At 70.9% G+C, this 24,395-nt stretch carries 21 protein-coding genes; 12 read left to right on the top strand and 9 right to left on the bottom strand.

Going from position 1 to position 24,395, the window contains the following annotated elements:
- Positions 1–13: 13 nt before the first annotated feature.
- From purQ to ACRY_RS15840, 5 genes are read left to right on the top strand one after another with little or no spacing between them, the layout of a single operon-like run.
- On the top strand, positions 14–709 hold the full coding sequence (gene purQ / locus ACRY_RS15820; protein ID WP_007423630.1) for a phosphoribosylformylglycinamidine synthase subunit PurQ: 696 nt from the start codon (positions 14–16) through the stop codon (positions 707–709).
- Positions 706–2,889: a phosphoribosylformylglycinamidine synthase subunit PurL gene (purL, locus tag ACRY_RS15825; protein WP_012040219.1), complete on the top strand. Its 2,184-nt coding sequence runs from the start codon at positions 706–708 to the stop codon at positions 2,887–2,889. The genes purQ and purL overlap by 4 nt, the downstream gene beginning before the upstream one ends.
- Before the next feature lie 18 nt (positions 2,890–2,907).
- Positions 2,908–3,141 carry a BolA family protein gene (locus ACRY_RS15830; protein WP_007423628.1) on the top strand — a complete coding sequence of 78 codons (234 nt, stop codon included), beginning with the start codon at positions 2,908–2,910 and terminating at the stop codon, positions 3,139–3,141.
- Positions 3,142–3,174: 33 nt separating this feature from the next.
- Positions 3,175–3,522 carry a Grx4 family monothiol glutaredoxin gene (grxD, locus tag ACRY_RS15835; protein ID WP_007423627.1) on the top strand — a complete coding sequence of 116 codons (348 nt, stop codon included), beginning with the start codon at positions 3,175–3,177 and terminating at the stop codon, positions 3,520–3,522.
- A gap of 50 nt (positions 3,523–3,572) precedes the next feature.
- Entirely contained in the window at positions 3,573–4,772 is a 1,200-nt protein-coding gene (locus ACRY_RS15840; protein ID WP_012040220.1) for a glycosyltransferase, read from the top strand.
- A gap of 5 nt (positions 4,773–4,777) precedes the next feature.
- Here ACRY_RS15840 and pyc read toward each other — a convergent pair whose 3' ends face one another.
- Positions 4,778–8,221 (bottom strand): pyruvate carboxylase, encoded by a 3,444-nt coding sequence (gene pyc / locus ACRY_RS15845; protein WP_043509244.1) that lies wholly within the window; start codon positions 8,219–8,221, stop codon positions 4,778–4,780.
- Positions 8,222–8,384: 163 nt separating this feature from the next.
- Here pyc and ACRY_RS15850 point away from each other — a divergent pair, with 163 nt between their 5' ends.
- The 3 genes from ACRY_RS15850 (at position 8,385) to ACRY_RS19820 (ending at position 11,002) form a co-directional block, all read left to right on the top strand.
- Complete coding sequence (locus tag ACRY_RS15850; protein WP_012040222.1) at positions 8,385–10,055, top strand: flavin monoamine oxidase family protein; 1,671 nt, start codon at positions 8,385–8,387, stop codon at positions 10,053–10,055.
- Positions 10,056–10,163: 108 nt separating this feature from the next.
- Positions 10,164–10,817, top strand: a complete 654-nt coding sequence (locus tag ACRY_RS15855) for a MarC family protein (RefSeq protein ID WP_007421463.1) — start codon at positions 10,164–10,166, stop codon at positions 10,815–10,817.
- 26 nt (positions 10,818–10,843) lie between these two features.
- Complete coding sequence (locus ACRY_RS19820) at positions 10,844–11,002, top strand: hypothetical protein (protein ID WP_155856390.1); 159 nt, start codon at positions 10,844–10,846, stop codon at positions 11,000–11,002.
- 58 nt (positions 11,003–11,060) lie between these two features.
- Here ACRY_RS19820 and ACRY_RS19825 read toward each other — a convergent pair whose 3' ends face one another.
- Entirely contained in the window at positions 11,061–11,741 is a 681-nt protein-coding gene (locus ACRY_RS19825) for a putative adhesin (RefSeq protein WP_155856391.1), read from the bottom strand.
- A 449-nt stretch (positions 11,742–12,190) separates the two neighbouring features.
- Between ACRY_RS19825 and ACRY_RS15860 the strand changes: the two genes are divergently transcribed.
- Positions 12,191–12,775, top strand: a complete 585-nt coding sequence (locus ACRY_RS15860) for a hypothetical protein (RefSeq protein ID WP_043509375.1) — start codon at positions 12,191–12,193, stop codon at positions 12,773–12,775.
- Between the two features lie 67 nt (positions 12,776–12,842).
- Here ACRY_RS15860 and gltX read toward each other — a convergent pair whose 3' ends face one another.
- Entirely contained in the window at positions 12,843–14,177 is a 1,335-nt protein-coding gene (gene gltX / locus ACRY_RS15865; protein ID WP_012040226.1) for a glutamate--tRNA ligase, read from the bottom strand.
- 91 nt (positions 14,178–14,268) lie between these two features.
- On the opposite strand from gltX, the gene ACRY_RS15870 reads away from it, so the two are divergent.
- From ACRY_RS15870 to ACRY_RS15880, 3 genes are all read left to right on the top strand, one after another.
- Complete coding sequence (locus tag ACRY_RS15870) at positions 14,269–15,459, top strand: MFS transporter (RefSeq protein WP_012040227.1); 1,191 nt, start codon at positions 14,269–14,271, stop codon at positions 15,457–15,459.
- 60 nt (positions 15,460–15,519) lie between these two features.
- Entirely contained in the window at positions 15,520–15,969 is a 450-nt protein-coding gene (gene mntR, locus ACRY_RS15875) for a manganese-binding transcriptional regulator MntR (RefSeq protein ID WP_007423558.1), read from the top strand.
- Between the two features lie 144 nt (positions 15,970–16,113).
- The gene (locus ACRY_RS15880) at positions 16,114–16,569 is read left to right on the top strand and encodes a hypothetical protein (protein ID WP_012040228.1); all 456 of its coding nucleotides are present in this window, start codon (positions 16,114–16,116) and stop codon (positions 16,567–16,569) included.
- 15 nt (positions 16,570–16,584) lie between these two features.
- On the opposite strand, the gene ACRY_RS15885 is transcribed toward ACRY_RS15880, so the two are convergent.
- The 6 genes from ACRY_RS15885 to ACRY_RS15910 all read right to left on the bottom strand — a co-directional run bounded on the left by ACRY_RS15885 (position 16,585) and on the right by ACRY_RS15910 (position 24,313).
- Entirely contained in the window at positions 16,585–17,643 is a 1,059-nt protein-coding gene (locus tag ACRY_RS15885; RefSeq protein WP_012040229.1) for an AI-2E family transporter, read from the bottom strand.
- A gap of 8 nt (positions 17,644–17,651) precedes the next feature.
- Complete coding sequence (locus ACRY_RS15890) at positions 17,652–17,927, bottom strand: acylphosphatase (protein WP_012040230.1); 276 nt, start codon at positions 17,925–17,927, stop codon at positions 17,652–17,654.
- Positions 17,924–18,625: an ATP12 family chaperone protein gene (locus ACRY_RS15895; RefSeq protein ID WP_012040231.1), complete on the bottom strand. Its 702-nt coding sequence runs from the start codon at positions 18,623–18,625 to the stop codon at positions 17,924–17,926. The genes ACRY_RS15890 and ACRY_RS15895 overlap by 4 nt, the downstream gene beginning before the upstream one ends.
- Positions 18,626–18,635: 10 nt before the next feature.
- Positions 18,636–21,323, bottom strand: a complete 2,688-nt coding sequence (locus ACRY_RS15900; RefSeq protein ID WP_012040232.1) for an AsmA family protein — start codon at positions 21,321–21,323, stop codon at positions 18,636–18,638.
- Positions 21,324–21,386: 63 nt separating this feature from the next.
- On the bottom strand, positions 21,387–23,288 hold the full coding sequence (locus tag ACRY_RS15905; protein ID WP_012040233.1) for a hypothetical protein: 1,902 nt from the start codon (positions 23,286–23,288) through the stop codon (positions 21,387–21,389).
- A 5-nt stretch (positions 23,289–23,293) separates the two neighbouring features.
- Positions 23,294–24,313, bottom strand: coding sequence for a mitochondrial fission ELM1 family protein (locus ACRY_RS15910; protein ID WP_012040234.1), 1,020 nt, complete (start codon positions 24,311–24,313; stop codon positions 23,294–23,296).
- Between the last annotated feature and the right edge of the window lie 82 nt (positions 24,314–24,395).

Here is a 24,395-nt window from a genome sequence, read left to right on the forward strand (position 1 = left end):
CGGAGCACGAACCATGCGCGCAGGCATCATCCTCTTCCCCGGCATCAACCGCGAACGCGACATCGCCATCGCGCTGGAGGCGAGCCTCGGCGCCAGGCCGCGCCTCGTCTGGCACCGCGAGACCGACCTCGCCGGGCTCGACCTCGTGGTGATCCCCGGCGGCTTCTCCTATGGCGACTACCTGCGCTGCGGCGCGATGGCGGCGCAGTCCCCGGTGATGCGCGCCGTGGTCGAGCACGCGAAGCGCGGCGGCTACGTGCTCGGCGTCTGCAACGGCTTCCAGATCCTCACCGAGGCGCAGCTCCTCCCCGGCGCGCTGCTGCGCAATGCCGGGCTGCGCTTCCTCTCGATGGACTGCCGCCTCCGCGTCGAGCGCAACGACACCGTCTTCGCCGGCCGATACGAAAAAGGCGCCGTCTTCCGCGCCCCGATGGCGCATGGCGACGGCAACTACATCGCCGATCCCGAAACGCTCGACCGCCTGGAAGGCGAGGGGCTGGTCGCCTTCCGCTATGTCGATGCGACCGGCGCGGCGACCGAGGCCGCCAATCTCAACGGCTCCGCCCGCAACATCGCCGGCATCTACGCGCCCGGCCTGCGCATTCTCGGCCTGATGCCGCACCCGGAAAACCTGGTCGACCCGGCCACCGGCGGCACCGACGGCAAACCCCTGTTCGACAGTCTCAACGCCATCGGGAGGGCGGCATGAACCCCACCGTGATCGACGCCGCGCTGGCCCGCTCCTTCGGTCTGGCCGCCGAGGAATACGACCGCGTCCTCGCCATCATGGGCCGGGTGCCGACGCTCACCGAGCTCGGCATCTTCTCGGTCATGTGGTCCGAGCACTGCTCCTACAAATCCTCCCGCATCTGGCTGAAAACGCTGCCGACCACCGCCCCCTGGGTCATCCACGGCCCCGGCGAGAATGCCGGCGTCGTCGATATCGGCGAGGGCAGGGCGGCGATCTTCAAGATGGAGAGCCACAACCACCCGAGCTTCATCGAGCCCTACCAGGGCGCGGCGACCGGCGTCGGCGGCATCCTGCGCGACGTCTTCACCATGGGGGCCCGCCCCGTCGCCAACCTCAACGCGCTGCGCTTCGGCGATCCGTCGCTGCCGGTGACGAAGCGGGTGGTCGATGGCGTGGTCCGCGGCATTGGCGGCTACGGCAACTGCGTCGGCGTGCCCACCGTCGGCGGCGAGACCAATTTCCACCCCTCCTACAACGGCAACCCGCTGGTCAACGCGATGACCGTCGGCATCGCCGATCAGGACCGCATCTTCCTCTCGGCGGCCGCCGGCATCGGCAACCCGGTCGTCTATGTCGGCTCGAAGACGGGGCGCGACGGCATCCACGGCGCCACCATGGCCTCCGCCGAATTCGGCGCCGACGCCGAGGAAAAGCGCCCCACCGTGCAGGTCGGCGATCCCTTCATCGAGAAGCTGCTGATCGAGGCCTGCCTCGAACTGATGGCGACCGACGCCATCGTCGCGATCCAGGACATGGGCGCCGCCGGCCTCACCTCCTCCTCGGTCGAGATGGCGGGGAAGGGCGGCGTCGGCATCGAGCTCGATCTCGATTCCGTCCCCCAGCGCGAGGCCGGCATGTCCGCCTACGAGATGATGCTCTCCGAGAGCCAGGAGCGCATGCTCATCGTCCTCAAGCCCGGCCGCGAAGACATGGCCCGCGCCATCTTCGAGAAATGGGAGCTCGACTTCGCCGTCATCGGCCGCATCACCGACAGCGGCCGCATCGTGGTGAAGCACCAGGGCCGCACCGAGGCCGATATCGAGCTCGCCCCCCTGGCCGACCAGGCCCCGCTCTACGAGCGCCCCTGGGTGGAACCGGCGAAACCCGCCCCGCTCGGCCCGGTCGAAAGCCCGCTCCCGCCCGGCGCCGCCCTGCTCGCCCTCATCGGCTGCCCCGACCTCGCCTCCCGCGCCTGGATCTGGAACCAGTATGACGGCACCGTCGGCGGGCAGACGCTGCGCCGCCCCGGCCAGGCCGACGCCGCCATCGTCCGCATCGAGGGCAGCCGCCGCGCCCTGGCACTGACCACCGACTGCACGCCGCGCTACTGCGTCGCCGACCCCGAGACCGGCGGCGCGCAGGCCGTCGTCGAATCCTGGCGCAACATCACCGCGACCGGCGCCACCCCCCTCGCGGTGACCGACAACCTGAATTTCGGCAACCCGGAAAAGCCCGCGATCATGGGCCAGATCGTCGCCGCCATCCGCGGCATGGGCGAAGCCTGCCGCGCGCTCGACTATCCGATCGTCTCCGGCAACGTCTCGCTCTACAACGAGACCGAGGGCACCGCGATCCTGCCCACCCCGGCGATCGGCGGCCTCGGCGTCATCGACGACGGCGCCGCCGCCACCGGCATCGCCCTCGCCCCCGGCCTCGACCTCGTGCTGATCGGCGAGACGAGCGGCGAACTCGGCGCCTCGCTCTTCCTCCGCGAAATCCTCCGCCGCGAGGACGGCGCGCCGCCCGCGCTCGACCTTGCCGCCGAGAAGCGCAACGGCGATTTCGTCCGGCGCCAGATCCATGCCGGCGCCATCGCCGCCTGCCACGACGTGTCGGATGGCGGCCTGCTCGTCGCCCTCGCCGAAATGGCCCTCGCCGGCAACACCGGCATCGCGCTGGCCGCGATCCCCGAGGGCATCGCCCCGCACGCGTTCTGGTTCGGCGAGGACCAGGCCCGCTACGTCGCGGCGACGGCGGATGGCGCCGCCCTGATCGCCGAAGCCGCCGCCGCCGGCATCCCCGCCCGCCCCCTCGGCCGCAGCGGTGGCGATCATTTGACAGGCCCGGACGGCATCGCCATATCACTGTCGGAAATCCGTGCCGCGCACGAAGCCTTCTTCGCGCGCTGGTTCGCCTGAACGACGAGGACACTCCCCATGGCCATGTCGGCCGCCGAAATCGAGGACATGATCAAGTCCGCCCTGCCGGACGCGCGGATTACCGTGGAAGACCTCGCCGGCGATGGCGAGCACTATGCCGCCACCGTCGTCAGCGAGCAGTTCCGCGGCCTCTCGCGGGTGCGCCAGCACCAGCTCGTCTATGCCGCCCTGCAAGGGCGGATGGGCGGCGTGCTGCACGCCCTCGCGCTGCAGACCTCGGCGCCCGAGTAACGCCCGGCGCCCTTTTTCCCCAGGAGACATCCCATGAGCCAGGCCACCGAAAATCCGGCCTTCGCCAGCATCAAGACCGCCGTCGAGGAAAACCCCGTCATGCTCTTCATGAAGGGCACGGCGATGTTCCCGCAATGCGGCTTCTCCGCCCGCGTGGTGCAGATCCTCACCCACATGGGCGTGCCCTTCAAGACCGCGAACGTGCTCGAGGACCCCGAGCTGCGCGACGGCATCAAGCAGTTCTCCAACTGGCCGACGATCCCGCAGCTCTACGTCAAGGGCGAGTTCGTCGGCGGCTGCGACATCGTGACCGAGATGTTCCAGTCCGGCGAGCTGCAGACGCTGTTCGACCAGAACGGGATCGCCAGGACCGGCGCCTGACCGCTTGCGGCGGGGCGTGACTCTCCCGCGCCGACCGGGAGGTTGCGGCCATGCCGCGTGAAGGCCGCCGCCGCTTCGGCTTCGTCACCGACGAGTGGCCGCGCGCGGGTGCCGCCGGCCATCTCGCCTACAATCACGCGCTGATCGCCCATCTGCGCGAGGCCGGGCACACGGTCGATCTCTATCTCACCCGGCCGCGCCTGCCCTGGCCGGTGATGCGCCTGCCGCCCGGCGCCGGCGCCGTGTCCGGCCCGCGCCTCGTGCGCCTCGGCCGCACCCTCCTCGCCGCCGAGCCGCGCGCCGCCGCCGCCGCCCTGATGCGCCGCCTCGCCCCCGCCGCCGTCCCGCGCCGCCGCGCCAACGATGTCGTGCTCGGCGCCGCCATCACCCCGGCGGAAGCCGGCTGGATCGCCGCGCGCCTCGCCGCCGCCAGGCCCGACGCGATCCTGATCGACACCATCTTCCGCGCCCGCCTGCTCGACGAACCGGCCCTCGCCGGCATCCCCTCGGTGCTGCTGACGCACGACCTGTTCCACCGCCGCCACGCCGCACTTCGCCTCGCCGGCTACCGCGTCGCCCCCGCCGAACTCGGCCGCGACGACGAGGCCGCGCTGCTCGCCCGCGCCGGCACCCTGGTCGCGATCCAGCCCGAGGAAGCCGCCCTGCTCCGCCGCATGTGCCCCTCGCGCCGCGTCCTCACCGTGCCGATGCCGGCAACCCCGCAGCCCCGCCCGCCCGGCATCGCCCGCGCGCCCGACCGGCTGGTCTTCGTCGGCTCCGACAACCTGCCGAATCTCGACGGGCTGCGCTGGTTCCTGCGCGATGTCTGGCCCGGGCTGCGCGGCGCGCGGCCACGCCTGCGTCTCGATCTCGCGGGCGATTGCGGCGCCGCCCTCGGCCGCCTGCCGGCCGGCATCCGCCGCCTCGGCCGCGTGCCCGACCTCGCGCCGGTGCTGCACGAGGCCGCCCTCGCCATCGCCCCGCTGCGCACCGGCTCCGGCCTCAAGGTCAAGCTGCTCGACTATGCCCGCCACGGACTCTGGACGGTCGCCACCCAGGAGGCCCGCGCCGGCCTCGCGCCGGATGACGTGCTGCCGGTTCACGTGGCCGACACGGCGGCGAATTTCGGCGCCACCATCCTCGCCGCCCTCGCCCAGGGCGGCGAGGATGCCGACGCGCTCGGCTACATAAGCCGCCACTACGCCCCGGCCACCGTCTTCGCGCCGCTGGACGCGCTGCTGACCGTCTGAGGGAACTACCCGATCTCGACCAGCAGGTCCTTCGCGTCCACCGCGTCCCCCGGCTTGACGTGCAGCGCCTTCACCCGCCCGTCGCGCGGTGCGGAAATCCGCGTCTGCATCTTCATCGCCTCGATCGCGACCAGCGCCTCGCCCTGCGTCACCGCCTGGCCCTCGGCCACCAGCACGCTGGCGATCACGCCGGGCATCGGCGCGCCGATCTCGCCCTCTGCCTGGTCCTGCGCCTTGCGCCGGTGCGCGCGGGTCGGCGTCGCCGCCCGGTTCGGCACCTTGACCATGCGTGGCTGGCCGTTCAGCTCGAAGAACACCCGCACATCGCCGTCATCGTCGGTCTCGGTCAGCGTCTGCAGCCGGATCACCAGCCGCTTGCCCGGCTCGATATCCACGGCGATGTCCTCGCCCGGCTCCATCCCGTAGAAGAACACCGGCGTCGGCAGCACCGCCACCGGCCCGTAATGCCCCCGCGCCTTGCGATAGGCGGCATACACGTCGGGATACATCGCATAGGCGGCGAGCTCGTCCTCGTCGATCTTGGCGCCGCAGCGCTTCTCCGCCTCGGTGCGCATCGCGTCGAGATCGGCCGGCGGCAGCAGCGAGCCGGGGCGGACCGTATAGGCCGCCTCGTCGCGCAGCGCCTTCGCCTGCAACGCCTCCGGCCATCCGCCCGGCGGCTGGCCGAGATCGCCGCGCAGCATCTCGATGGTCGAGGCCGGAAACGCGATCTCCCGCGTCGGGTCGAGCACGTCGCCCACCGACAGGCCCTGGCTGACCATCATCAGCGCCATGTCGCCCACCACTTTCGACGACGGCGTCACCTTCACGATGTCGCCGAACATCATGTTCACGTCGCGATAGGCGCGGGCGATCTCGTGCCAGCGCTCGGCCAGCCCCATCGAGGCCGCCTGCTCGCGCAGGTTGGTGAACTGCCCGCCCGGCATCTCGTGCAGATACACTTCCGACGCGCCGGACTGCAGGTCGCTCTCGAACGCCGCATACTGCGCCCGCACCGCCTCCCAGTAGAACGAGAGCTGGCGGATCGCCACCGGGTCGAGCCCGGCGTCGCGCCCGGTATGCCGCCACGCCTCCACCAGCGAGCCGAGGCAGGGCTGCGAGGTCAGGCCGGACATCGGGTCCATCGCCGCGTCCACCGCGTCCACCCCGGCCTCCACCGCGGCCAGCACCGTCGCCGCCGAAATCCCCGACGTGTCATGCGTGTGCAGGTGGATCGGCAGCCCCACCGCCTCCTTCAGCGCCCGCACCAGCACGCCCGCCGCCGAGGGTTTCAGCACCCCCGCCATGTCCTTGATCGCGAGGATGTGGCAGCCCGCCGCCTCCAGCTCCTTCGCCAGCCCCACATAGTAGTTCAGCGAATACTTCGCCCGCTCCGGGTCGAGAATGTCGCCGGTGTAGCAGATCGCCCCCTCGGCGAGCCGCCCGCTCTCGCGCACCGCGTCGATGGCGACGCGCATGTTCTCCACCCAGTTCAGGCAGTCGAAGATCCGGAACAGGTCGATCCCGCCCGCCGCCGCGCGCCGCACGAAATGCCGCACCACGTTGTCGGGATAGTTGGTGTAGCCCACCCCGTTCGCCCCGCGCAGCAGCATCTGCAACAGGATGTTCGGCACCGCTTCGCGGATCTCGCGCAGCCGCTCCCACGGGCTCTCGGTCAGGAACCGCATGGCGACGTCGAAGGTCGCCCCGCCCCAGCATTCCAGCGAGAACAGCCCCGGCAGCCCGGCGGCATAGGCGGGCGAGGCGGCGACGATGTCGTAACTGCGCATCCGCGTCGCCAGCAGCGACTGGTGGGCGTCGCGCATCGTCGTGTCGGTCACCAGCACCCGGGTCTGCTCGCGCATCCATTGCGCGAACCCCTCGGGGCCGAGCCGCTCCAGCACCTGCTTCGTCCCCTCGATTGGCGCCGCCGCCAGCCGCGGCACCTCCGGCCGCCGCGCGCTCGCCGCCGGCCGCCGCCGCCCCCGCGTCTCCGGGTGCCCGTTCACCGTCACGTCGGCGATGTAGCGCAGCAGCCGCGTCGCCCGGTCGCGCCGGCGGGGCAGGGCGAACAGCTCCGGCGTGGTGTCGATGAACCGCGTGGTGTAATCCCCGGCGCGGAACGCGGGATGCGTCAGCAGCGCCTCCAGGAAGGGCAGGTTGGTGCTCACCCCGCGGATGCGATACTCGCGGATCGCCCGCACCATCCGCGCGATCGCCTCCTCCGGCGTCGGCGCCCAGGCCGTCACCTTCTCCAGCAGCGCGTCGTAGAAGCGTGTCACCACCGCGCCCGAATAGGCCGTCCCGCCATCGAGGCGGATGCCGAAGCCAAACGCCCCGCGATAGGCGGAAATCCGTCCGTAATCCGGAATGAAATTGTTCTCCGGGTTTTCCGTGGTGATCCGGCATTGCAGCGCGTGCCCGTCGAGCACGATGGCCTCCTGCGCCGGAATCCCGGTCTCGTCCGGCCGCCCGATCCGCCCGCCCTCGGCGATGCGGATCTGCGCCTTCACGATATCGAGCCCGGTCACCACCTCGGTCACCGTGTGCTCCACCTGGATGCGCGGATTGACCTCGATGAAATAGAACCGCCCGGTCTCGCGGTCGAGCAGGAACTCCACCGTCCCGGCGTTGCGGTAATCGGTCGCCCGGCCGATCGCCAGCGCCGCCGCGCACAGCCCCTCGCGCGTCGCGGCGTCGAGATACGGCGCCGGCGCCCGCTCGATCACCTTCTGGTGCCGCCGCTGGATCGTGCAGTCCCGCTCGAACAGGTGCACGAGATTGCCGTGCGAATCGCCGAGGATCTGCACCTCGACATGCCGCGCCCGCCGCACCAGCTTCTCGAAATACACCTCGTCATTGCCGAACGCCGCCAGCGCCTCGCGCCGCGCCGTCTCCACCTGCTCGGCCAGCCCCTCCGCGCCCTCGATCGGCCGCATCCCGCGCCCGCCGCCGCCCCAGGAGGCCTTGAGCATCACCGGATAGCCGATCTCCGCGGCGATCCGCCCGATCTCCGCCGCATCCCGCGGCAGCGGTGCGGAGGCCGGCATCACCGGCACGCCGACGCTCTCCGCGAGCTGCCTGGCCGCCACCTTGTTGCCCAGCGTGCGCATCGTCCGCGGCGCCGGCCCGATGAACGCGATCCCCCGCGCCGCGCAGGCCTCGGCGAACTCCGGATTTTCCGACAGGAACCCGTAGCCCGGATGGATCGCGTCCGCCTTCGCCTCCTCGGCGACGCGCAGCACCTCCTCGATCGACAGATACGCCTCGATCGGCCCCATCCCCTCGCCGATCAGATAGGCCTCGTCCGCCTTGAAGCGGTGCAGCGAGAGCTTGTCCTGCTCGGCATAGACGCCGATCGTGGTAATCCCGAGCTCGGTCGCCGCCCGGAACACCCGGATCGCGATCTCCGACCGGTTCGCCACCAGCAGCCGCCTGAATGTCTGCACCGCCCTGTACCCCCTTTGTAACTTTTTTTGACCCCCGGACCCTATGGTCACCTCGCCGCGAGGGCAAGGCTTTTTGTGCGCTGCGGCAAAAATCGCCCCCGGCTTCACCCCGCGCCCGTTCTGCGCGACAACCGGCCCGATCACCGCGAGGGAAGAGGAGTCCATGAGCCAGCCGCGCACGACCGCACCCGCCGTTACCTGTTTCGGCCCCGATTTCCCCTTCGCCTATGACGACTGGCTGTCCCACCCCGCCGGCCTCGGCGCGCTGCCCGAAGCCGCGCACGGCGCCGAGGTCGCGATCATCGGCGCCGGCATCGCCGGCATCGTCGCCGCCTACGAGCTGATGAAGCTCGGCCTCCGCCCCGTCCTCTACGAGCAGGGCCGTCTCGGCGGCCGCCTCCGTTCCGAGCGTTTCGCCGGCGCCGAGGATGTCATCGCCGAGCTCGGCGGCATGCGCTTCCCCACCTCGTCGCGCGGCTTCTACCACTATCTCGACCTCGTCGGGCTCGACACCGCGCCCTTCCCGAACCCGCTCTCGCCGGCCTCGCCGAGCACCGTGATCGACCTCGAGGGCACCACGACCTATATCGAGGGCACCGGCCCGCTGCCGCCCTTCTTCGCCGAGGTGCAATCCGCCTGGGCCGAGGCGCTGGAGCAGCAATCCGGCTTCGCCGCCCTGCAGGCGGCCCTCCGCGCGCGCGACGTCGCCGCCCTGAAATCGCTGTGGAACCCCATCGTCGCCGCCTGGGACGAACGCACCTTCTACGATTTCGTCGCCTCCAGCCCCGCCTTCGCCCGCCTGTCCTTCCACCACCGCGAGGTCTTCGGCCAGGTCGGCTTCGGCACCGGCGGCTGGGATTCCGACTTCCCGAATTCCATGCTCGAAATCCTCCGCGTCGTCCTCACCGAGCTCGAGGACGACCAGCGCCTCGTCATCGGCGGCGTCGAGCAGCTGCCCCGCCGCCTCTGGACCCACGCGCCGTCGCGCCTCGTCCACTGGCCGGCCGGCACCACGCTGTCCGCGCTGCACAACGGCGCGCCGCGCCCCGGCGTCGCCCGCCTCGCCCGCGCGCCCGACGGCGCCATCGCCGTCACCGACCGCTGGGGCCACGAGCGCCGCTACGCCGCCGTCCTCTCCACCTGCCAGACCTGGCTGCTCACCACCGCGATCGAGACCGACGAGCGCCTGTTCTCCCAGAAACTGTGGATGGCGCTCGACCGCACCCGCTACATGCAGTCCTCGAAAACCTTCGTGATGGTCGACCGCCCCTTCTGGCGCGACCGCGACCCCGTCACCAACCGCTACCGCATGTCCTGCACCCTGTCGGACCGTCTGACCCGCGGCACCTACCTGTTCGACAACGGGCCCGACCGCCCGGCCGTCATCTGCCTCTCCTATTCCTGGATGAGCGATGCGCTGAAGGTCCTTCCCCTGCCGCCGGAGCGCCGCGTCGCCCTCATGCTCCGCGCCCTCTCCGCCATCTACCCGGATGTCGACCTGCCCGCCCGCATCATCGGCGACCCCGTCACCATCTCATGGGAGGCCGACCCCGGCTTCCTCGGCGCCTTCAAGGGCGCGCTCCCCGGCCATTACCGCTACAATCGCCGCATGTACTGCCACTTCATGCAGGACGACCTGCCGCCCGAGCAGCGCGGCCTCTTCCTCGCCGGCGACGAAATCTCCTTCACCCCGGCCTGGGCCGAGGGGGCGGTGCAGACCGCGCTCAACGCCGTCGGCGGCATCGTCCGCCATCTCGGCGGCGCGGCACCGGCGGCGAATCCCGGCCCCGCCGAATCCTTCGCCGCCCTCGCCCCCGTCGAGCTCCCCGAATGACGCCGTCCCTCTCACCATCCCGTCATCCGCCGCTGACATCGGCGCCCGCCGCCCCCACCTGAAGCCGGCCCCGGTCGCCGGGGCGGCACCGGAGAGCGGAGCAAAAACATGGATCTGGCCTTCGCCGCGCGGTTCCTGGGGGCGTTCTTCGCCATCATGAACCCCTTCGTCACCCTGCCGATCTTCCTGTCGATGACGGCGGACCGCACCGTCGCCGAACAGCGCTCGATCGCCCTGCAGATCGGCACCTACAGCACGGTGATGTGCCTCGTCATCGCCGTCGCCGGCAACGCGATCATCGGCTTCTTCGGCATTTCGATCGACGCCTTCCGCGTCGCCGGCGGCCTCGTTCTGCTCGGCATCGCCTTCTCGATGCTGAACGGCCACCCGATCACCGCGCACGAGCGCGGCGACCACGAGAAATCCGCCGACTCCGCCGCCGATGCGGCGGACGACGCCGAGGGCGGCATCGCCTTCTACCCGCTGACCTTCCCCCTCGTGGTCGGCCCCGGCACCATCGCCACCCTGATCATCTATGCCGGGCAGGCCCGCGGTGTGCCGGAATACGTCGCCTTCGGCCTGATCACCGCGCTGCTGCTCGCGGTGCTGATCGTCGTGCTCTACTTCGCCGCCTCGATCGGCCGGCTGCTCTCCGCCCGGATGCGCGTGGTCATGACCCGCCTGATGGGCATGATCCTCGCCGCCATCGCCGTCGGCATGGTCACCGCCGGCCTGAAGATCCTGCTCCCCGGCCTCACCTGAGGCCCCGCGAACCGCACGGGAGCCCCATGCGCGCCATCCTCTCCGTCCGGATTTCCTCGCCCCTGCCGGCCGACGAACTCGTCCGCCGCATGAACGCCCGCGCCGCGGACTTCGCCGCCGTGCCCGGCCTCGTCCAGAAATCCTTCGGCCTCGACCCGCTCAGCGGCGACATCTGCGGCATCTGATCTGCCCCCTTTTGAGCCAGACCGATTCATCATTAACCCAATTCACCAAATGCTAGGACTAAAAGACCTCAACCGGCTTATTGTTAACAAAATCCCATTCATAATTTCTCGGCACATTATTTTTATCGATTGCCTTCAGCGTCCAGACACCGGTTTGGGCGTTATAAGTCCATTCATCCGAACCATCATACCGGCAGAACAAGCCCCAGATGGTTGTGATTTTTGGTAGTTTTCGCTTTATGGTTTTGATCATATGCTCCAGCGTTAACCCCTGTTTGTACCAGCGGTTCCGCGGAAATGCGAGGGTGAGGTTATTGTTCAGCGACACTAAGGATTGCCACCCCTGGTAATCCTCTCCGGCTTGTTCCCACTCGGTCTTGCTGGCATAGCCCGAATGCCGCCCATGCCATTTCGTTAACGCGTAATTGGGGCATTGATCTCCCCCAACATACGTCACCTGGCCCCAGCCGCTCCGGTCCACCACGGGCTGATTATGCCGCAGAAAAGACATTGGCATGCTCATCGAGTAGCTGTGGGGCTGCGTAAACATCAAAGTTATACCTTCCGGGACCTGAAAAGAATTATTGGCCAATGCAACCCCATGTGCTCCAATATAGCAGACCGTATTAGAGGGATTGCCCGAAAGCATATATATGTCAGACGTAACGATCGGCTGCACAGCGCTGGATTTGTCGAAAGCCAGATGCGGCTTCAGATTTATACGTTTTTTATCTGTCATAATTTTTCCGCTCCTATGCCGCCGCCAGATTCCATACATCTGGCGGATTACAGTATTTTTACTCAACTTCCGTTATATTGACAAGTCTATAATGCAGTTATCGAGACACCTCGAAGAGTCGAGCGATTTGCAGCGTCATGTTTTTATCTTATTATTTGGTTTTTAATTTTAAAAATTATAATATATATTTTTACTTAAGTAATTTAGAATTTAATATATTAAAAAATATATTATTGATGAACTCTGAACAATAAGATCAAAATCAACACTAATATATTTATTCTGTGATTTAATTTAAATATAAATAATAGTGGAAAGGAACTGCAAAAAACAAATCATGTTGGAATCGTAATCGAGATTTGAGAAGCCGCCAAGTGTCCCCGGTCACACAACCGATGCGCGTGGAAAACGATTGCCCACCCCCGCCCGTCCATGGTCTTTTGCTCGGCATGAACCTGGCCGCCCGCTTCGCCGCGATCCTTCACGCCCTCTGCGCCGCAGTCGCCAGGCGCGGTGCTGCCGGGGCGTTCGCTGGTGAAGCGGCGCGGCAAGGCCGGCGCGGCACCGCCTTCGCCGATCCCCACGCCCTGACCGTCCTGCTCTGGTCCCGCCTGCAACGCGCCATCGCCCGCTTTGCCCGCCTCGCCGCCGGCGCACCGCCGCCGCGTCCGCGCCCGCGCAAAACCCCCGCGCGCCCGGCCCGCGCCCGCGGCGCGCCGGACCTGCCGCGCCGCCGGGGCTGGCTGCTCGCCCCGGTGCCCGAAGCCACCGCCGCCGCCTCGCAACTCCGCGCCTTCCTCGCCGAACCCGAAACCCGCGCCCTCATCGCCGCCGAACCCCGGCTCGGCCGCATCCTCCGCCCGCTCTGCCGCACCCTCGGGATTTTGCTCCCCGAAGCACCGCAATCTCGCGCCCGCCGCCCCCGCGCACCCGGCGCCCCGGTCGCCGCCGACCCGCCGACCCGGCCGCACCGCCCGGCCCAGCCCGGCACGTATCCGCTCCGCCGCCCGCGCGCCCCGCCCGCGCCCGCCTGACCCCACACGTAATCTGTTTTTTCACTCCCCGACGGCCCCCGCCGCCGGACGCATCCGCGCGCGCCGATTACCCCGCGGCGCGTTCCAATCGCGCCGCCGCCCGCGCCCGGCCGATCAGCGGCAGCAGCGCCGCCAGCTCCGGCCCGTGGCTCTCCCCGGTCAGCGCCAGCCGCAACGGCAGATACAGCGCCTTGCCCCGCGCCCCGCTCGCCGCCGCCACCGCCCCGGTCCATCCCTTCCAGGTCGTCTCGTCCCACGGCTCCGGCGGCAACGCCTCCAACGCGGCGCGCAGCAGCGAAGCCGCCTCCGGCAGCGACGGCGTCTCGATCTCGCCGCTCACCACCTCCCACCACAGCCGCGCCTCCGACAGCAGGTCCAGGTTCCCCCGCACCGCCATCCAGAATTCTGCTCCGCACCCCTCGGGCAGGCGCTCGGCCACCGCCTCGAAAGGCAGCCCATGCAGCACCCGCCGGTTCAGCGCCAGCAACTGCTTCGGATCGAAGCGCGGCGCCCCGCGCGAGAAATCGCCAAGGTCGAACGTCCCCGCCAGCTCCTCCAGCGTCAGCGGCTCCGGGTCGCGCCGGCTGCCCAGCCTCGCGAGGTAAGAGACCAGCGCCATCGCCTCGATCCCGTCGCGCCGGAACTGCCGCACCGAAACGCTCCCCGCCCGCTTCGACAGTTTTTCGCCCGTCACGTCCGAAATCAGCGGCAGATGCCCGAACGCCGGCACCGCCCGCCGCGGCTCCAGCGCGCGCATCAGGTCGATCTGCACCGCCGTATTGGTCACATGATCCTCGCCGCGGACCACATGCGTCACCCCCAGCTCCAGATCGTCCACCACCGAGGTGAACGTATAGAGCGGCGTGCCGTCGGCGCGGATCAGCACCGGGTCGGACACGGTGCCGAGCGCCACCTCCCGCCGCCCCAGCACCAGGTCGTTCCACGCCACCGCCCCGTCCGACAGCTTGAACCGGAAATAGGGCCGCTTGCCGCCCGCCTCCGCCGCCGCGCGCTGCTCGGCCGTCAGGCTCAGCATCGCCCGGTCATACACCGGCGGCAGATGCCGCTTCGCCCGCAGCGCCCGCTTCGCCGCGAGTTCCTCCTCCGACTCGAAACACGGATAGAGCAGCCCCGCCGCCTTCAGCCGCTCCGCCGCCGCCGCGTAGCGGTCCATCCGGTCGGACTGCCGCGCCATCTCGTCCCAGCCGATGCCGAGCCAGCGCAGATCCTGCTCGATCCCCGCCTCGTATTCCGGCTTCGAGCGCTCGCGGTCGGTATCGTCGATGCGCAGCAGCAGCGTCCCGCCCATCGCCCGCGCGGCGAGGGCGTTGACCACCGCGAGCCTCGCATTGCCCGCGTGCAGATGACCGGTGGGGGAGGGTGCGAAACGGAACTTGACCATGTCCCTCCGCTAGCATGGCATGATTGCGCCGGGCGAGAGGCCTCGCGCGCATTTTCATGGCATAACCGCTCCCCGTCCGGGAGACCCACACGTGAGCGCCACCGTCCAGACCCGCCCCCAGGCCACCGGCCGCACCGCCATGGCCGTGCTCGTCGGCGTCAGCATCTGCCACCTGCTGAACGACATGCTGCAGGTCCTGCTGCCGGCGGTCTACCCGCTGCTCAAGGGCGGCTTTCACCTGAACTTCGCGCAGATCGGCCTGATCACCCTGGTCTACCAGGCCACCGGCTCGCTGCTGCAACCGCTCGTCGGCCTCTATACCGATGCGCGGCCGATGCCCTACTCGCTGCCGGTCGGCATGGCGCTGTCGATGTCCGGCATCGTCACCATCGCCTGGGCGCCGAGCTACGACATCCTGCTGGCCGGCGCCTGCCTGCTCGGCATGGGCTCGTCGATCTTCCATCCCGAATCGGCGCGCATCGCCCGCGTCGCCTCCGGCGGCCGGCACGGCCTCGCCCAGGCGATCTTCCAGGTCGGCGGCAATTTCGGCCAGTCCCTCGGCCCGCTGCTCGCCGCCTTCTTCATCCTGCCGCGCGGGCGGGCGAGCATGGCCTGGTTCGCCATCGCCGCCCTCTGCGGCATGGCGCTCCTCACCGCGCTCGGCCACTGGTTCCGCGCCAGCGGCCACGCCCGCCCCCGGCAGCGGACGGCGCTCACCGCCGCCGACCTCGACACGCGCAAGGTGCTGGTCCCGCTCGCCCTGCTCGGCGTGCTGATGATGTCGAAATTCGTCTACCTCTCGAGCATCAACTCCTATTACATTTTCTACCTGATGCACCGCTTCGGCCTGAAGGTGCAGGCGGCGCAGATCGACCTGTTCATCTTCCTCGCCTCGGCGGCGGCGGGAATCATGATCGGCGGGCCGATCGGCGACAGGGTGGGCCGCCGCACCGTGATCATCGGCTCCATCCTCGGCGTGCTGCCCTTCACCCTCGCGCTGCCCTATGTCGGCGAGACGATGACGGTGGTGCTCTCGGTCATCATCGGGCTGATCCTGTCCTCCGCCTTCGCCTCGATCGTGGTCTACGCGAACGAGCTGGTGCCGGGCCGGGTCGGCGCCGTCTCCGGCCTGTTCTTCGGCCTCGCCTTCGGCATCGCCGGGCTCGGCGCCGCCGGCCTCGGCGTGGTGGCGGACTGGACCAGCATCACCACCGTCTACCAGATCTGCGCGGTGCTGCCCGCACTCGGCATCGTCGCGCTCTGGCTGCCGAAACTGCACTGACCGCGCGCGGTTGGCGTTTCCCCGCCGGGCCGGCTATGCAGGGCCGATGCGGAGACCGAGATGCCAGCTGCCGTGAACCCCCCGCCCGACGACCTGCCCGCCGAGCCCACCCAGGCGCGCCGGTTCGGCAAGGCGCGCACGGCGCAGGCGAGCGCCGTGCTGGAAGACTATGTCGAGCTGATCGCCGACCTCATCGCGATCAATGGCGAGGCGCGGCCGATCGACATCGCCCGCCGCCTCGGCGTCTCGCACCCGACGGCGGTGAAGACCATCGCCCGGCTCAAGCGCGAGGGGCTGGCCACGGCGAAACCCTATCGCGGCGTCTTCCTCACCGAGGCGGGCCAGGCGCTGGCCGAGCGCGTGCGCACCCGGCACCGGCTGGTGGTCGCCCTGCTCAAGGCGGTCGGCGTGCCGCCCGAGACCGCCGAGGCCGATGCCGAGGGCATCGAGCACCACGTGTCGGACATCGCGCTGAACGCCTTCAGCCGCTATCTCAAGACCCGGGGCTGATCCGGCCGGACGGGCATCGTCCGAACGGGCAGGGCGATGCTTGCGCTGGATCAAGGGGGGCAACCACGCCCGCTCCTAGCCTGAGCCCGTTGGCGCGCCACGGGGCGCGCCGGTGCATCGCACAGGCAGAGGAGATCATCCGCCATGTCCACCCTTCGTCACCGCCGCGCCGTGCTGGCATTCGCCGCCGCCGGCCTCGCCGCGCTGGGCGCCGGCCGCGCCTTCGCCCAGGACCAGACCCGCACCCAGGACCAGACCCGCACCCAGGATCAGCTTCGCACGCAGGACCAGCAGCGCCTGCTCGACCAGCAGCGCCTGCGCGAGCGCCAGCAGGACCGGCTGCACCAGCGGGCCGACGCCGAGACCGAGCGGCTGCGCGAGCGCGAGCGCGACCGCCTTCGCGAGCGCGACCGCGAGAACGAGCGCGCGCAGATGCGCAACGGCAACGGCAATGGCAACGGCGAGCAGAACCGCGTCCAGAACCAGTACGAGAATCAGAACCAGAACCAGTATCAGGACCAGATGCAGAACCGCTCGGGGATGGGCGGCGTCGGCGGCGGCATGGGCGGCGGAATGAGCGGCGGCGGCCGCGGGCGCTGAGCGCGGCGGCGCCGGTCAGGACGGGCCGGCGCCGCCTTCCGCGCGCGCCCGCAGCGCCTCGAACAGCACGAGCGTCGCGCTGACGATCAGCGGGCCGAGCACGAAACCCGGCGGGCCGAACAGGATCAGCCCGCCGATGATCGCGATGAAGGACGGCACCGTGTGCAGTTGCAGCCGGTTGCCGACCAGCACGGGGCGGACCACGTTGTCGATCGTGCCGACCACCAGCGCCCCCCAGAGCGAGAGGATGATCGCCTTCTCCTCGTGGCCGTTCAGCGCCAGCAGCACCGCCTCGGGAATCCAGACGATGAAGGCGCCGAGCACCGGCACCAGCGAGAGCATCCCCATCACCACGCCCCAGAGCAACGGCGCGGCGAGGCCGAGGCCCCAGAACATCAGCCCGCCGAGCAGGCCCTGCAGGGTCGAGACCATCACCGTGCCGTAGATCACGGCATAGACCGTATCGGCGGTGCGGCTGAACAGCCGGTCGGTCTCCGGCCCGGTCAGCGGCAGCACGGCGCGCAGCGCGGCATCGGCCCGCGCGCGGTCGCGCAGGAAGAAGAACAGGATGTAGAAGGTCAGCACGATCTCGACCGCCTGCGCCAGCGAGCCGCGCAGGAACGAGGCGCCGACCGTGCTGAGCAGGCCGCTGGCCCGGGTGATCATCGCCTGCAGGTCGATCTGCCTGGCGAGCCAGTCCACCTGCGGCGGCACCGCGAGCGTGCCGGCGGCGAGGTGCTGCTGCACATAGGCGGCACTCGCCGCCGCCTCGCGCACCAGCCGCTCGATCACCAGCACCGCGGGGGCGGCGACGACGATGGCGGCGATGCCCACCGTGATGATCGCGGCGGCACCCGGATGGCGCACCAGCCGTTCGAGCCGGCGCTGCAGCGGGGTGAACAGGATGGCGAGGGTCAGCGCCCAGGTCAGCGCGCCGGCGAAGGGCGCGGCGAGCAGGGCGCAGAGCACGAGCCCGCCGATCGCCCCGGCGGCGAGGGCGAGCACGCCGGCGCGCGGCAGGGTTCCGCCCGGCTCGGCCGCGCGCTGGCGAGATGGCGGGGCCGGGCCGGTCATCGCGCCGCCTAGCCGGTCGCGCGCTTGACGAAGCCGGGTTCGGCGGGCGGCTCGGCGAAGGTCTCGACGATGTCGGTGACATCGGCGAGCGGCGGGCCGCGGCGGCAGGCGCGCAGCAATTCCTCGACCGCCGGCGCATCCCCGGCGACCAGCGCCTCGAGCGTGCCGTCCGCCCGGTTGCGGACCCAGCCGGCCAGGGCCAGGCGGCGGGCGCGCGTCACCATCCAGTCGCGGAACCCGACACCCTGGACGCGGCCCGACAGGATCAGATGCTTCGCGATCATGACCGGGCGAGATTAACGAACCGGGCGGCGCTGGCAATCTCCCCGCCGATCCGCGCGCGGCGGGCGGCGGCCTCGGCGTCCTCGCCCCAGAGCCGTTCCTGCCAGCGTTCGTCGAGCGTCGCGCAGTCATGCGCCGCCGCCGGCGCGATCGCGCCCGCTGCGACGGCGAGGCCGAGCACGAGGCTGCCGAGGGCGGGGACGGTGACGCCGAGCCCGGCGAGGCTCCAGGCATCGTGGGTGGCGAGCGCCGCATCGAGGCCGGCGATCGCCTCCGGCGGCTGGTCGATCGCGGTGATGCCGGCGGTGACGGCGAGGCGCGCGCCGAGCGTGGCGCCGGCCCAGTCGAGCCAGGGCTGCCAGAGCCGCGCCTGTTCGGCCACCAGCCCGTCCGGCCCGGTGGCGCGGTAGCAGAGCAGGTCGCTGCGTCCATAGGCGAGCAGGCCGGCGCGCACCGGCGCCGTGTCCGGCGCGATGCGCTCGACGGCGGTGCCGGCGAGGCGGGTGAGCGGCAGGTCGTCGGGGCGGATGTCCTGATCCTTGTCCGGCGCGTCCCACTCGGCGGCGATGGCGCGGGCGAGGGCCTCGGCCGGCACGGCGAGCGGGGCGCCGCCGGGCAGGCGCACCGGCCTGCCATCGAGCGTGATGCCGAAGCCCGTCTCCAGCGCCTGCACGGCGACGGCGCTCCAGATGCGCTTCATCGCCGCGCCGTCAGTGGAACAGCGACTGGAGCAGGTTCTGCGGCCCGCTCACCGCGCCGGGGGCCTGGCCGCTGCCGCTGCCGGTGCCGCCGCCGTTGCCGCCGCCCGTGGCGAGGCCGGCGGTGGTCGGCGCCGGGCCGGGATGGCCCATCCGCGCGAGAGCCAGGGCCGAGGCGCAGCTCTGCGGCGCGGCGGAGCGCGGCGCCAGGCCGAGCTGGCGGGTGATCTGGCCGAACAGGGTCTGCCCGCCGCCCATCTTCTGGCCGGCGGCGGCGATCGCCTGGGCATAGTCGCCGGGCGGGGCGATGCCGGTGGCCGGATGCGCCAGCGTGCCGGTGACCGCGAAGGGGATCGGCGTGGCGCCGCCGCCGAGATCGGTCTGCGGCCGGAGCACGACGTTGAGCCCCTCGGTCGCGAGGTTGACGGTGCCGCCGCCGGTCATGAACAGCCGGCTGGAATCGAGCGTCAGCGCGCGGATGCTGGCGAGGCCGGCATGGGCGTCGATCCGCGTGGCGAAGCAGCGCAGCTGCACCGGGCCCTGGGCGCCGGCGACGCCGGCGGGCAGGCCGGCGGCGGTCAGCAGCCGGTCGAGCAGCGCGCCGTCGATCTCGCCGTTCACCGTCGAGACGCCGAGCGAGCCGTTCAGGGTCGAGGCGATGTCATGCGCGGTGGAGCCGGCGCCGCCGAGATCGGCGTAGAGCTGCACCGTCGCCGAGGCCGAGCCGGGCTGGCCGAGCAGGCGGAGCAGCGGGCCGAGGCGGAAGGCCGGCGCCTGTTCGATGAGGCGCACGCTCGGCGGATTTGCCGCGGCATCGACCATCAGCGTGCCGGAGACCGGGCCGCCGGGCAGCTCGCCGCTGATCGGGCGGACCGTGAGCACGCCGTTGCGCAGCAGCGCGTGCGCCGTCAGCGCGCGGTAATCGGCGCCGGCATAGGTGAGCTTGTCCACCGTCAGCTCGACATTGCCGTCCGCCGCGCGGAGCAGGTTGAAGGGCAGCGGCGTATCGGGGATCAGATGCGGGTTCGACGGCGCGACCGCCGCCGCCGGTTTCGGCTGCGGGCTGGCCTGCGGCGGCGCGGCACCGCCGGCGCCGGCCGTGCCGGGCGTGGCCGCCGCCGGCTTCGGCATCGCCTTGAGCAGCGCCGTCAGGTCGATCCGCGAGGCGTGGATCACCGCCTGCAGGTCGGGCTTCGGGCCAAGCCGCAGGCTGAAGGCGCCGCCGAGCTGCGCCTGGGCGGAGCTGATCGCGAGGCTGTTCAGCGCGACCGTGTTTGCAAGCCCCTGGCCGCCCGGATCGGTGAGCAGGCCGGAGACGCCGATATCGGTCCAGGCCGGCAGCGGCGTGCCGACGAGGTCGGAGAGTTTCGCGAGGTCGGGGATCGTCGCGCTCAGCTTCATCGCGACGCCGGCGAGCTTCGAGGGGGTCGCCATGCCGCCCGCGGCGTTGAACAGCGCGTTGCCGACCCGGCCGGCGACGTTCATGGTGAAGCGCTCGGTGGGCACGGCGTGGGCCGGGGCGGGTGCGCCGAGGGCCGCCTCGATCACGGGGCCGACCGGGCCGGCCTTGCCTTCGAGCCCGACCTGCCGGCCCTGGTACTGGCCGGCCAGCGCGACGTCCACCGCCTGGTCGAGCGCGGGCAGGGTGATGTTCATCGAGCGGAGCGACAGGCCCTTGCGCCAGGCGGTCAGGTCCGACTTGCCGGCGGTGAGGCTGACATTGGTGACCGAGGGCAGGGTCCCGCCGGCGGGCGGGCCGAGATCCGCCCGCAGGTCGACCTGTTGCAGCGGCGGCAGGTCGCCGCGGTCGGCGGCGGGCAGGTAGGCGGCGAGCGGGGCGAGGTCGGGTGCCGTGGCGTGCAGGTGCAGCGCGTAGCCGCTGGCCTCGCGCGGATGGGCGATCTGCCCGGTCACGCGCAGGTTCGCCCCCTGGCCGCTCACGGTCAGGTCCACCGGCCAGGGCGCGCCGCCGGCGACGCTGCCGGTCAGCCGCGAGACCGGCCCGGTGGTGCCGGCCACGGTGAAGGGGGTGCCGTTGTACTGCGCGTCGATCGCCAGCTGCAGCGGCGCGTCGAGCGAGGCGGCGCGGCCGGTGAAGCGGGCGATGTGCAGGACGGTGGGCTGCGGCGTCGCCAGCGCGGCGGGCTGGCCGGCGTTGAGCGGGACCAGCGCCATCGGCGGGTGGTAGGTGATCGTGCCGTTCTCGATCGAGACCGATTGCAGGGCGACGCCGGCCGCCGGGCCGGATGCGGACCCGGTGCCTGACCCGGTGCCGGCGGGTGCCGGGGCGCCCTGGCCGATCAGCCAGTCGGGCGTGCCGGTCGGCCCGTATTCGAGGTTGATCACCGGATCGACCAGCACGAGATCGAGGATGTTGAGCTGGTGGCGCAGCAGCGGCAGCAGCGCGACCTTCGCCTCGATCCGCCGCAGGGTGGCGAGATTGGTGTTCTGGTAGCCGGGCGGATTGGCGATGGTGATGCCGGTGGCCGAGATCGTCGGCACCAGCGAGAGGCTCATGCGCAACCGCCCGTCGATGCTGACGGGCCGGTGCAGCGCCCGTTCCGCCGCGGCGATCACCTGCGGCTTGTAGCTGTTGGGATCGAAGCTCGCGAGGAATAGGCCGATGACCGCGAGCGGTGCCAGAATGACGATCGCGACAACGATGACCGCGATGCGCCGGAAGGTCCGTCTTGCCTGCATGATCAACCCCTTACGCCAAAACCGCGATCGTTGCGAGGGCGGCGGCGCGGGATTGCGCTGAATTCAGAACCCGAACATGTGATCGAACGAAAACGCGCCATGGCCGAGGCCGGCGCCGTCGTGCTTGCCGTGATAGCCGAACAGCCGGCAGGTCGCGTCGCGGATGATGACATAGCCGCCGGCGGCGCGCGCCAGCACCTCGGCGCCGAAGATCCGCCAGGGCTCGACGATGGCCGAACCCGAGCAGGCGATGGCCAGTTTCTGCTCGGCCAGCACGCGGCCCTCGGCGTCGTGCAGCATCAGCACGGTGGCCGAGTGCGGATGCCAGGCGGCGGAGGCGGGGTAGGTCAGCACGCAGAAGCTCGGCCGCGTCGCGCTGCCGAGATCGAGGAACAGCCGGGTCGACAGGCCGGGCGGCGGGCCGGAATAGGATTGCGGCTCGCCCTTCCAGGTCATCAGCGTGTTGAACACATGCGCGCCGAAGCTGGTTTCGGCGGCGTGCGAGCCGTCCCGCGCCTCGTAGCGGAACAGGCCGTGCAGCCAGCCATCGGCCTCGCCGCCCCCGGCGAAGTCGTAGACCAGCTCGCCATGCCCGCCTTCCGGCAGCGCGCCCTCCGGCAGCACCTCGTCGAGATCGATGGCGCAGGCATGGTCGCGCGGGAGCGTGCCGGGCCGGTGCTCGGCCACCTTGCGTCCGTCCGGCGCGAAGACGTCGAGCCGGAGCGGCAGGTCAGCCTGGGTGTGGGCCATCGGCGTCGGCAGCGCGACCGAGCGGAACCGCTCCCGCGGCAGGATCGGGAAGGGGAGCAGAAAACCGCGGCCGAGCAGCGGCGAGAGGCTGCGGATCGCCGGATCGGGGCGCAGGTCGGCGCGCTCGACATTCATGTGGGCGATGCGGGTGCGCCCGGCGCGCACCACCTCGTAGCGCGGGCGCACCACGTGGCGGCCGGCGCGCAGCTCGATCTGCGCCGGCCAGCGCAGCCCGGGCAGCAGTTCGGCGACGTCGATGGCGCGGGTCGCGAACGGGGCGATCGGCTCGGGCAGCGCCACCGGCGCCTCGGCGCCCATCCGGTCGAGGCTGATCGCCCCGGCGGGGATCGGCACGGCGTGGCTGTTCTGCACCCAGAGGACCACCGTCTCGTCCTCGCGCGGGGCGGGCAGGCCGGCGAAGCGCTCGGAGGGCCAGGCATTGGCGTCGTGCGTGCAGGACAGGCTCGCCCCGTTGCCGGCGGCATGGGTGTCGAGCGCGTATTTCACCACATCGTGACCGGCGACGCCGATGGCGTGGATGAAGAGCTGGCCGGTGAACGGCCCGAGCCCGTGCGCGCGCCGCACCTCGGCGCTGTCGATGCGGACGCTGCCGGCGTGATCAGGCAGCGCGCGCTCGAACTCGGCGAGCACCGCGCCGGCGGCGTCGAACAGGCGGCACCACAGGCGCACGCCGGTCGCGCCGTAGCCGTGCCAGTAATTCGCGGTGACGAGGCTGGTCGTCATCGCGTCGTCGTCGCGGAAGAAGGCGAAATTGGTGGCGAAGTTCAGCGGGTCGAGATAGCGGCGGCGGTTGGTCAGCAGCCGGTCGGGCAGGCGCACCTCGTCGAGGGTGAGGATGTCGGCGCCGGGCAGCAGGGTGGCCAGCCGGTCGGCCAGGCGGTGCGCGTCGAAGGCGGCGATCAGCACGGTGGCGGGTGCGGCGGCGACGAGGTCGGTCAGCGGCCTCGTGGCGAGGCCGCCGCGGCGCTCGCCGATCGCCAGCGTGTCGTGCACGTAGACGGCATCGACCGGAAACGCCGGCGCCAGGGCGCGCAGCGGCGCAAAAATGCGCTCGGGATCGTAGACCGCGACCGGGCCGGCGGCGGCCAGGCGCGCGGCCAGGCGCTCCAGCGCCGCGGCGGCCAGCGGGTGCGCCAGCGCCTTGTAGACCGCGTTGCCGCCGCGGACATTGTCGAACGTGTCGATCTCGAGCATCGAAGTCAGACTCCCAGCATCCGGCGCAGCTCGGCGGCGGCCATCGGCGTGTCGTTCAGCGCCGCGGTGGCCCAGGTCTGCAGCCGGCCATCGAAGTTCCGGGCGCGGCCGCAGGCGACCATGTCGTCCATGAAGGCGCCGATGCGGGTGGATTTGCCGGGCAGGCGGGCGATCATCACCGGCGCGTCGGTGGCCACCGCCTCGGAGACCATCGAGACGGAATCCCCCGTCACCACGATCGCGTCGGCGACGGCGAGCATGCCGAAATAGGGGTTCTCGCCCTGCATGTCCCAGATCCAGGCGCCGCGCGGGCGCAGCGCCTCATCGAGGATGGCGCGAGCGGCGGGCTCGGTGCGGCGCGAGGGGGTGAGCATCAGCCCGACGCGGTCGCGGTCCATCATCCCGGCGAGCTGCTCGGCGAGGGTGCGCGCCGCCGCGGTGTCGAGCCGGTAGCGGCCGTTCGAGCCGCCGACCAGCACGGCGACGAGCGGGCGCGGCAGCCCGGCGAAATGCGGCGCCCACAACGCGCGTTCGAGGGCGAGGCGCTCGGGCGTGACCCGGTGCAGCGCGGTGCGGGTGACGATGACGTTCGGGCCGGTCAGCCCGTCGTGCTTCGCGACCACCACGGCGTCGAACCGGCCGGTGTCCATGCGCGGGTGCTGGATGATCACGGCCGGCAGGTCCGGCCGGCGCAGCGTCGCCAGCACGCGGGCGGCGGCCCCGCCGGCGCCGAGCATCAGGTCGCCCTCCGGCGGGGCGAGGGCCGCCGCGTCGATCGCGCAGCGCGGATCGGGCCAGAGCATCGGCGAGAACAGGGTCCACGGCCGCTTCGGCGCGATGACGCGGAAATCGGTCCGGAATCCGGCGGCTTCCGCGAGGCCCAGGGCCTGGGAGCGGAGACCGGCGAGGTCGGTGCACAGGACGCGGGCGGTGACCGGAGCGGCCTGTCCGTCGGCGATGGCTTGGGTTGCGGCCATGAGAGTCGGCGCGGCTTGCATCGCGGCGTTTTCGTGCCAGCCGGACATTTCGTCAACACATGTCGCACGGTTGCAGGTTTTTCATCTCTGGGTAGAGTGGCGCCATGGCAAGTTCGCGCCGAATGAAAGT

The sequence above is a fragment of the Acidiphilium cryptum JF-5 genome, from assembly GCF_000016725.1.
Lineage (GTDB): Bacteria > Pseudomonadota > Alphaproteobacteria > Acetobacterales > Acetobacteraceae > Acidiphilium > Acidiphilium multivorum.

Coding starts and splice junctions, on each gene's coding strand:
- purQ (WP_007423630.1), top strand. CDS start 14: ATGCGCGCAGGCATCATCCTCTTCCCCGGCATCAACCGCGAACGCGAC.
- ACRY_RS15850 (WP_012040222.1), top strand. CDS start 8,385: ATGAGCCAGCCGCGCACGACCGCACCCGCCGTTACCTGTTTCGGCCCC.
- ACRY_RS15860 (WP_043509375.1), top strand. CDS start 12,191: ATGAACCTGGCCGCCCGCTTCGCCGCGATCCTTCACGCCCTCTGCGCC.
- ACRY_RS15840 (WP_012040220.1), top strand. CDS start 3,573: ATGCCGCGTGAAGGCCGCCGCCGCTTCGGCTTCGTCACCGACGAGTGG.
- ACRY_RS15905 (WP_012040233.1), bottom strand. CDS start 23,288: ATGCTCGAGATCGACACGTTCGACAATGTCCGCGGCGGCAACGCGGTC.
- ACRY_RS15910 (WP_012040234.1), bottom strand. CDS start 24,313: ATGTCCGGCTGGCACGAAAACGCCGCGATGCAAGCCGCGCCGACTCTC.
- ACRY_RS15855 (WP_007421463.1), top strand. CDS start 10,164: ATGGATCTGGCCTTCGCCGCGCGGTTCCTGGGGGCGTTCTTCGCCATC.
- mntR (WP_007423558.1), top strand. CDS start 15,520: ATGCCAGCTGCCGTGAACCCCCCGCCCGACGACCTGCCCGCCGAGCCC.
- ACRY_RS19820 (WP_155856390.1), top strand. CDS start 10,844: ATGCGCGCCATCCTCTCCGTCCGGATTTCCTCGCCCCTGCCGGCCGAC.
- ACRY_RS15900 (WP_012040232.1), bottom strand. CDS start 21,323: ATGCAGGCAAGACGGACCTTCCGGCGCATCGCGGTCATCGTTGTCGCG.
- ACRY_RS15885 (WP_012040229.1), bottom strand. CDS start 17,643: ATGACCGGCCCGGCCCCGCCATCTCGCCAGCGCGCGGCCGAGCCGGGC.
- ACRY_RS15830 (WP_007423628.1), top strand. CDS start 2,908: ATGGCCATGTCGGCCGCCGAAATCGAGGACATGATCAAGTCCGCCCTG.
- purL (WP_012040219.1), top strand. CDS start 706: ATGAACCCCACCGTGATCGACGCCGCGCTGGCCCGCTCCTTCGGTCTG.
- ACRY_RS15895 (WP_012040231.1), bottom strand. CDS start 18,625: ATGAAGCGCATCTGGAGCGCCGTCGCCGTGCAGGCGCTGGAGACGGGC.
- gltX (WP_012040226.1), bottom strand. CDS start 14,177: ATGGTCAAGTTCCGTTTCGCACCCTCCCCCACCGGTCATCTGCACGCG.
- grxD (WP_007423627.1), top strand. CDS start 3,175: ATGAGCCAGGCCACCGAAAATCCGGCCTTCGCCAGCATCAAGACCGCC.
- ACRY_RS15890 (WP_012040230.1), bottom strand. CDS start 17,927: ATGATCGCGAAGCATCTGATCCTGTCGGGCCGCGTCCAGGGTGTCGGG.
- ACRY_RS19825 (WP_155856391.1), bottom strand. CDS start 11,741: ATGACAGATAAAAAACGTATAAATCTGAAGCCGCATCTGGCTTTCGAC.
- ACRY_RS15880 (WP_012040228.1), top strand. CDS start 16,114: ATGTCCACCCTTCGTCACCGCCGCGCCGTGCTGGCATTCGCCGCCGCC.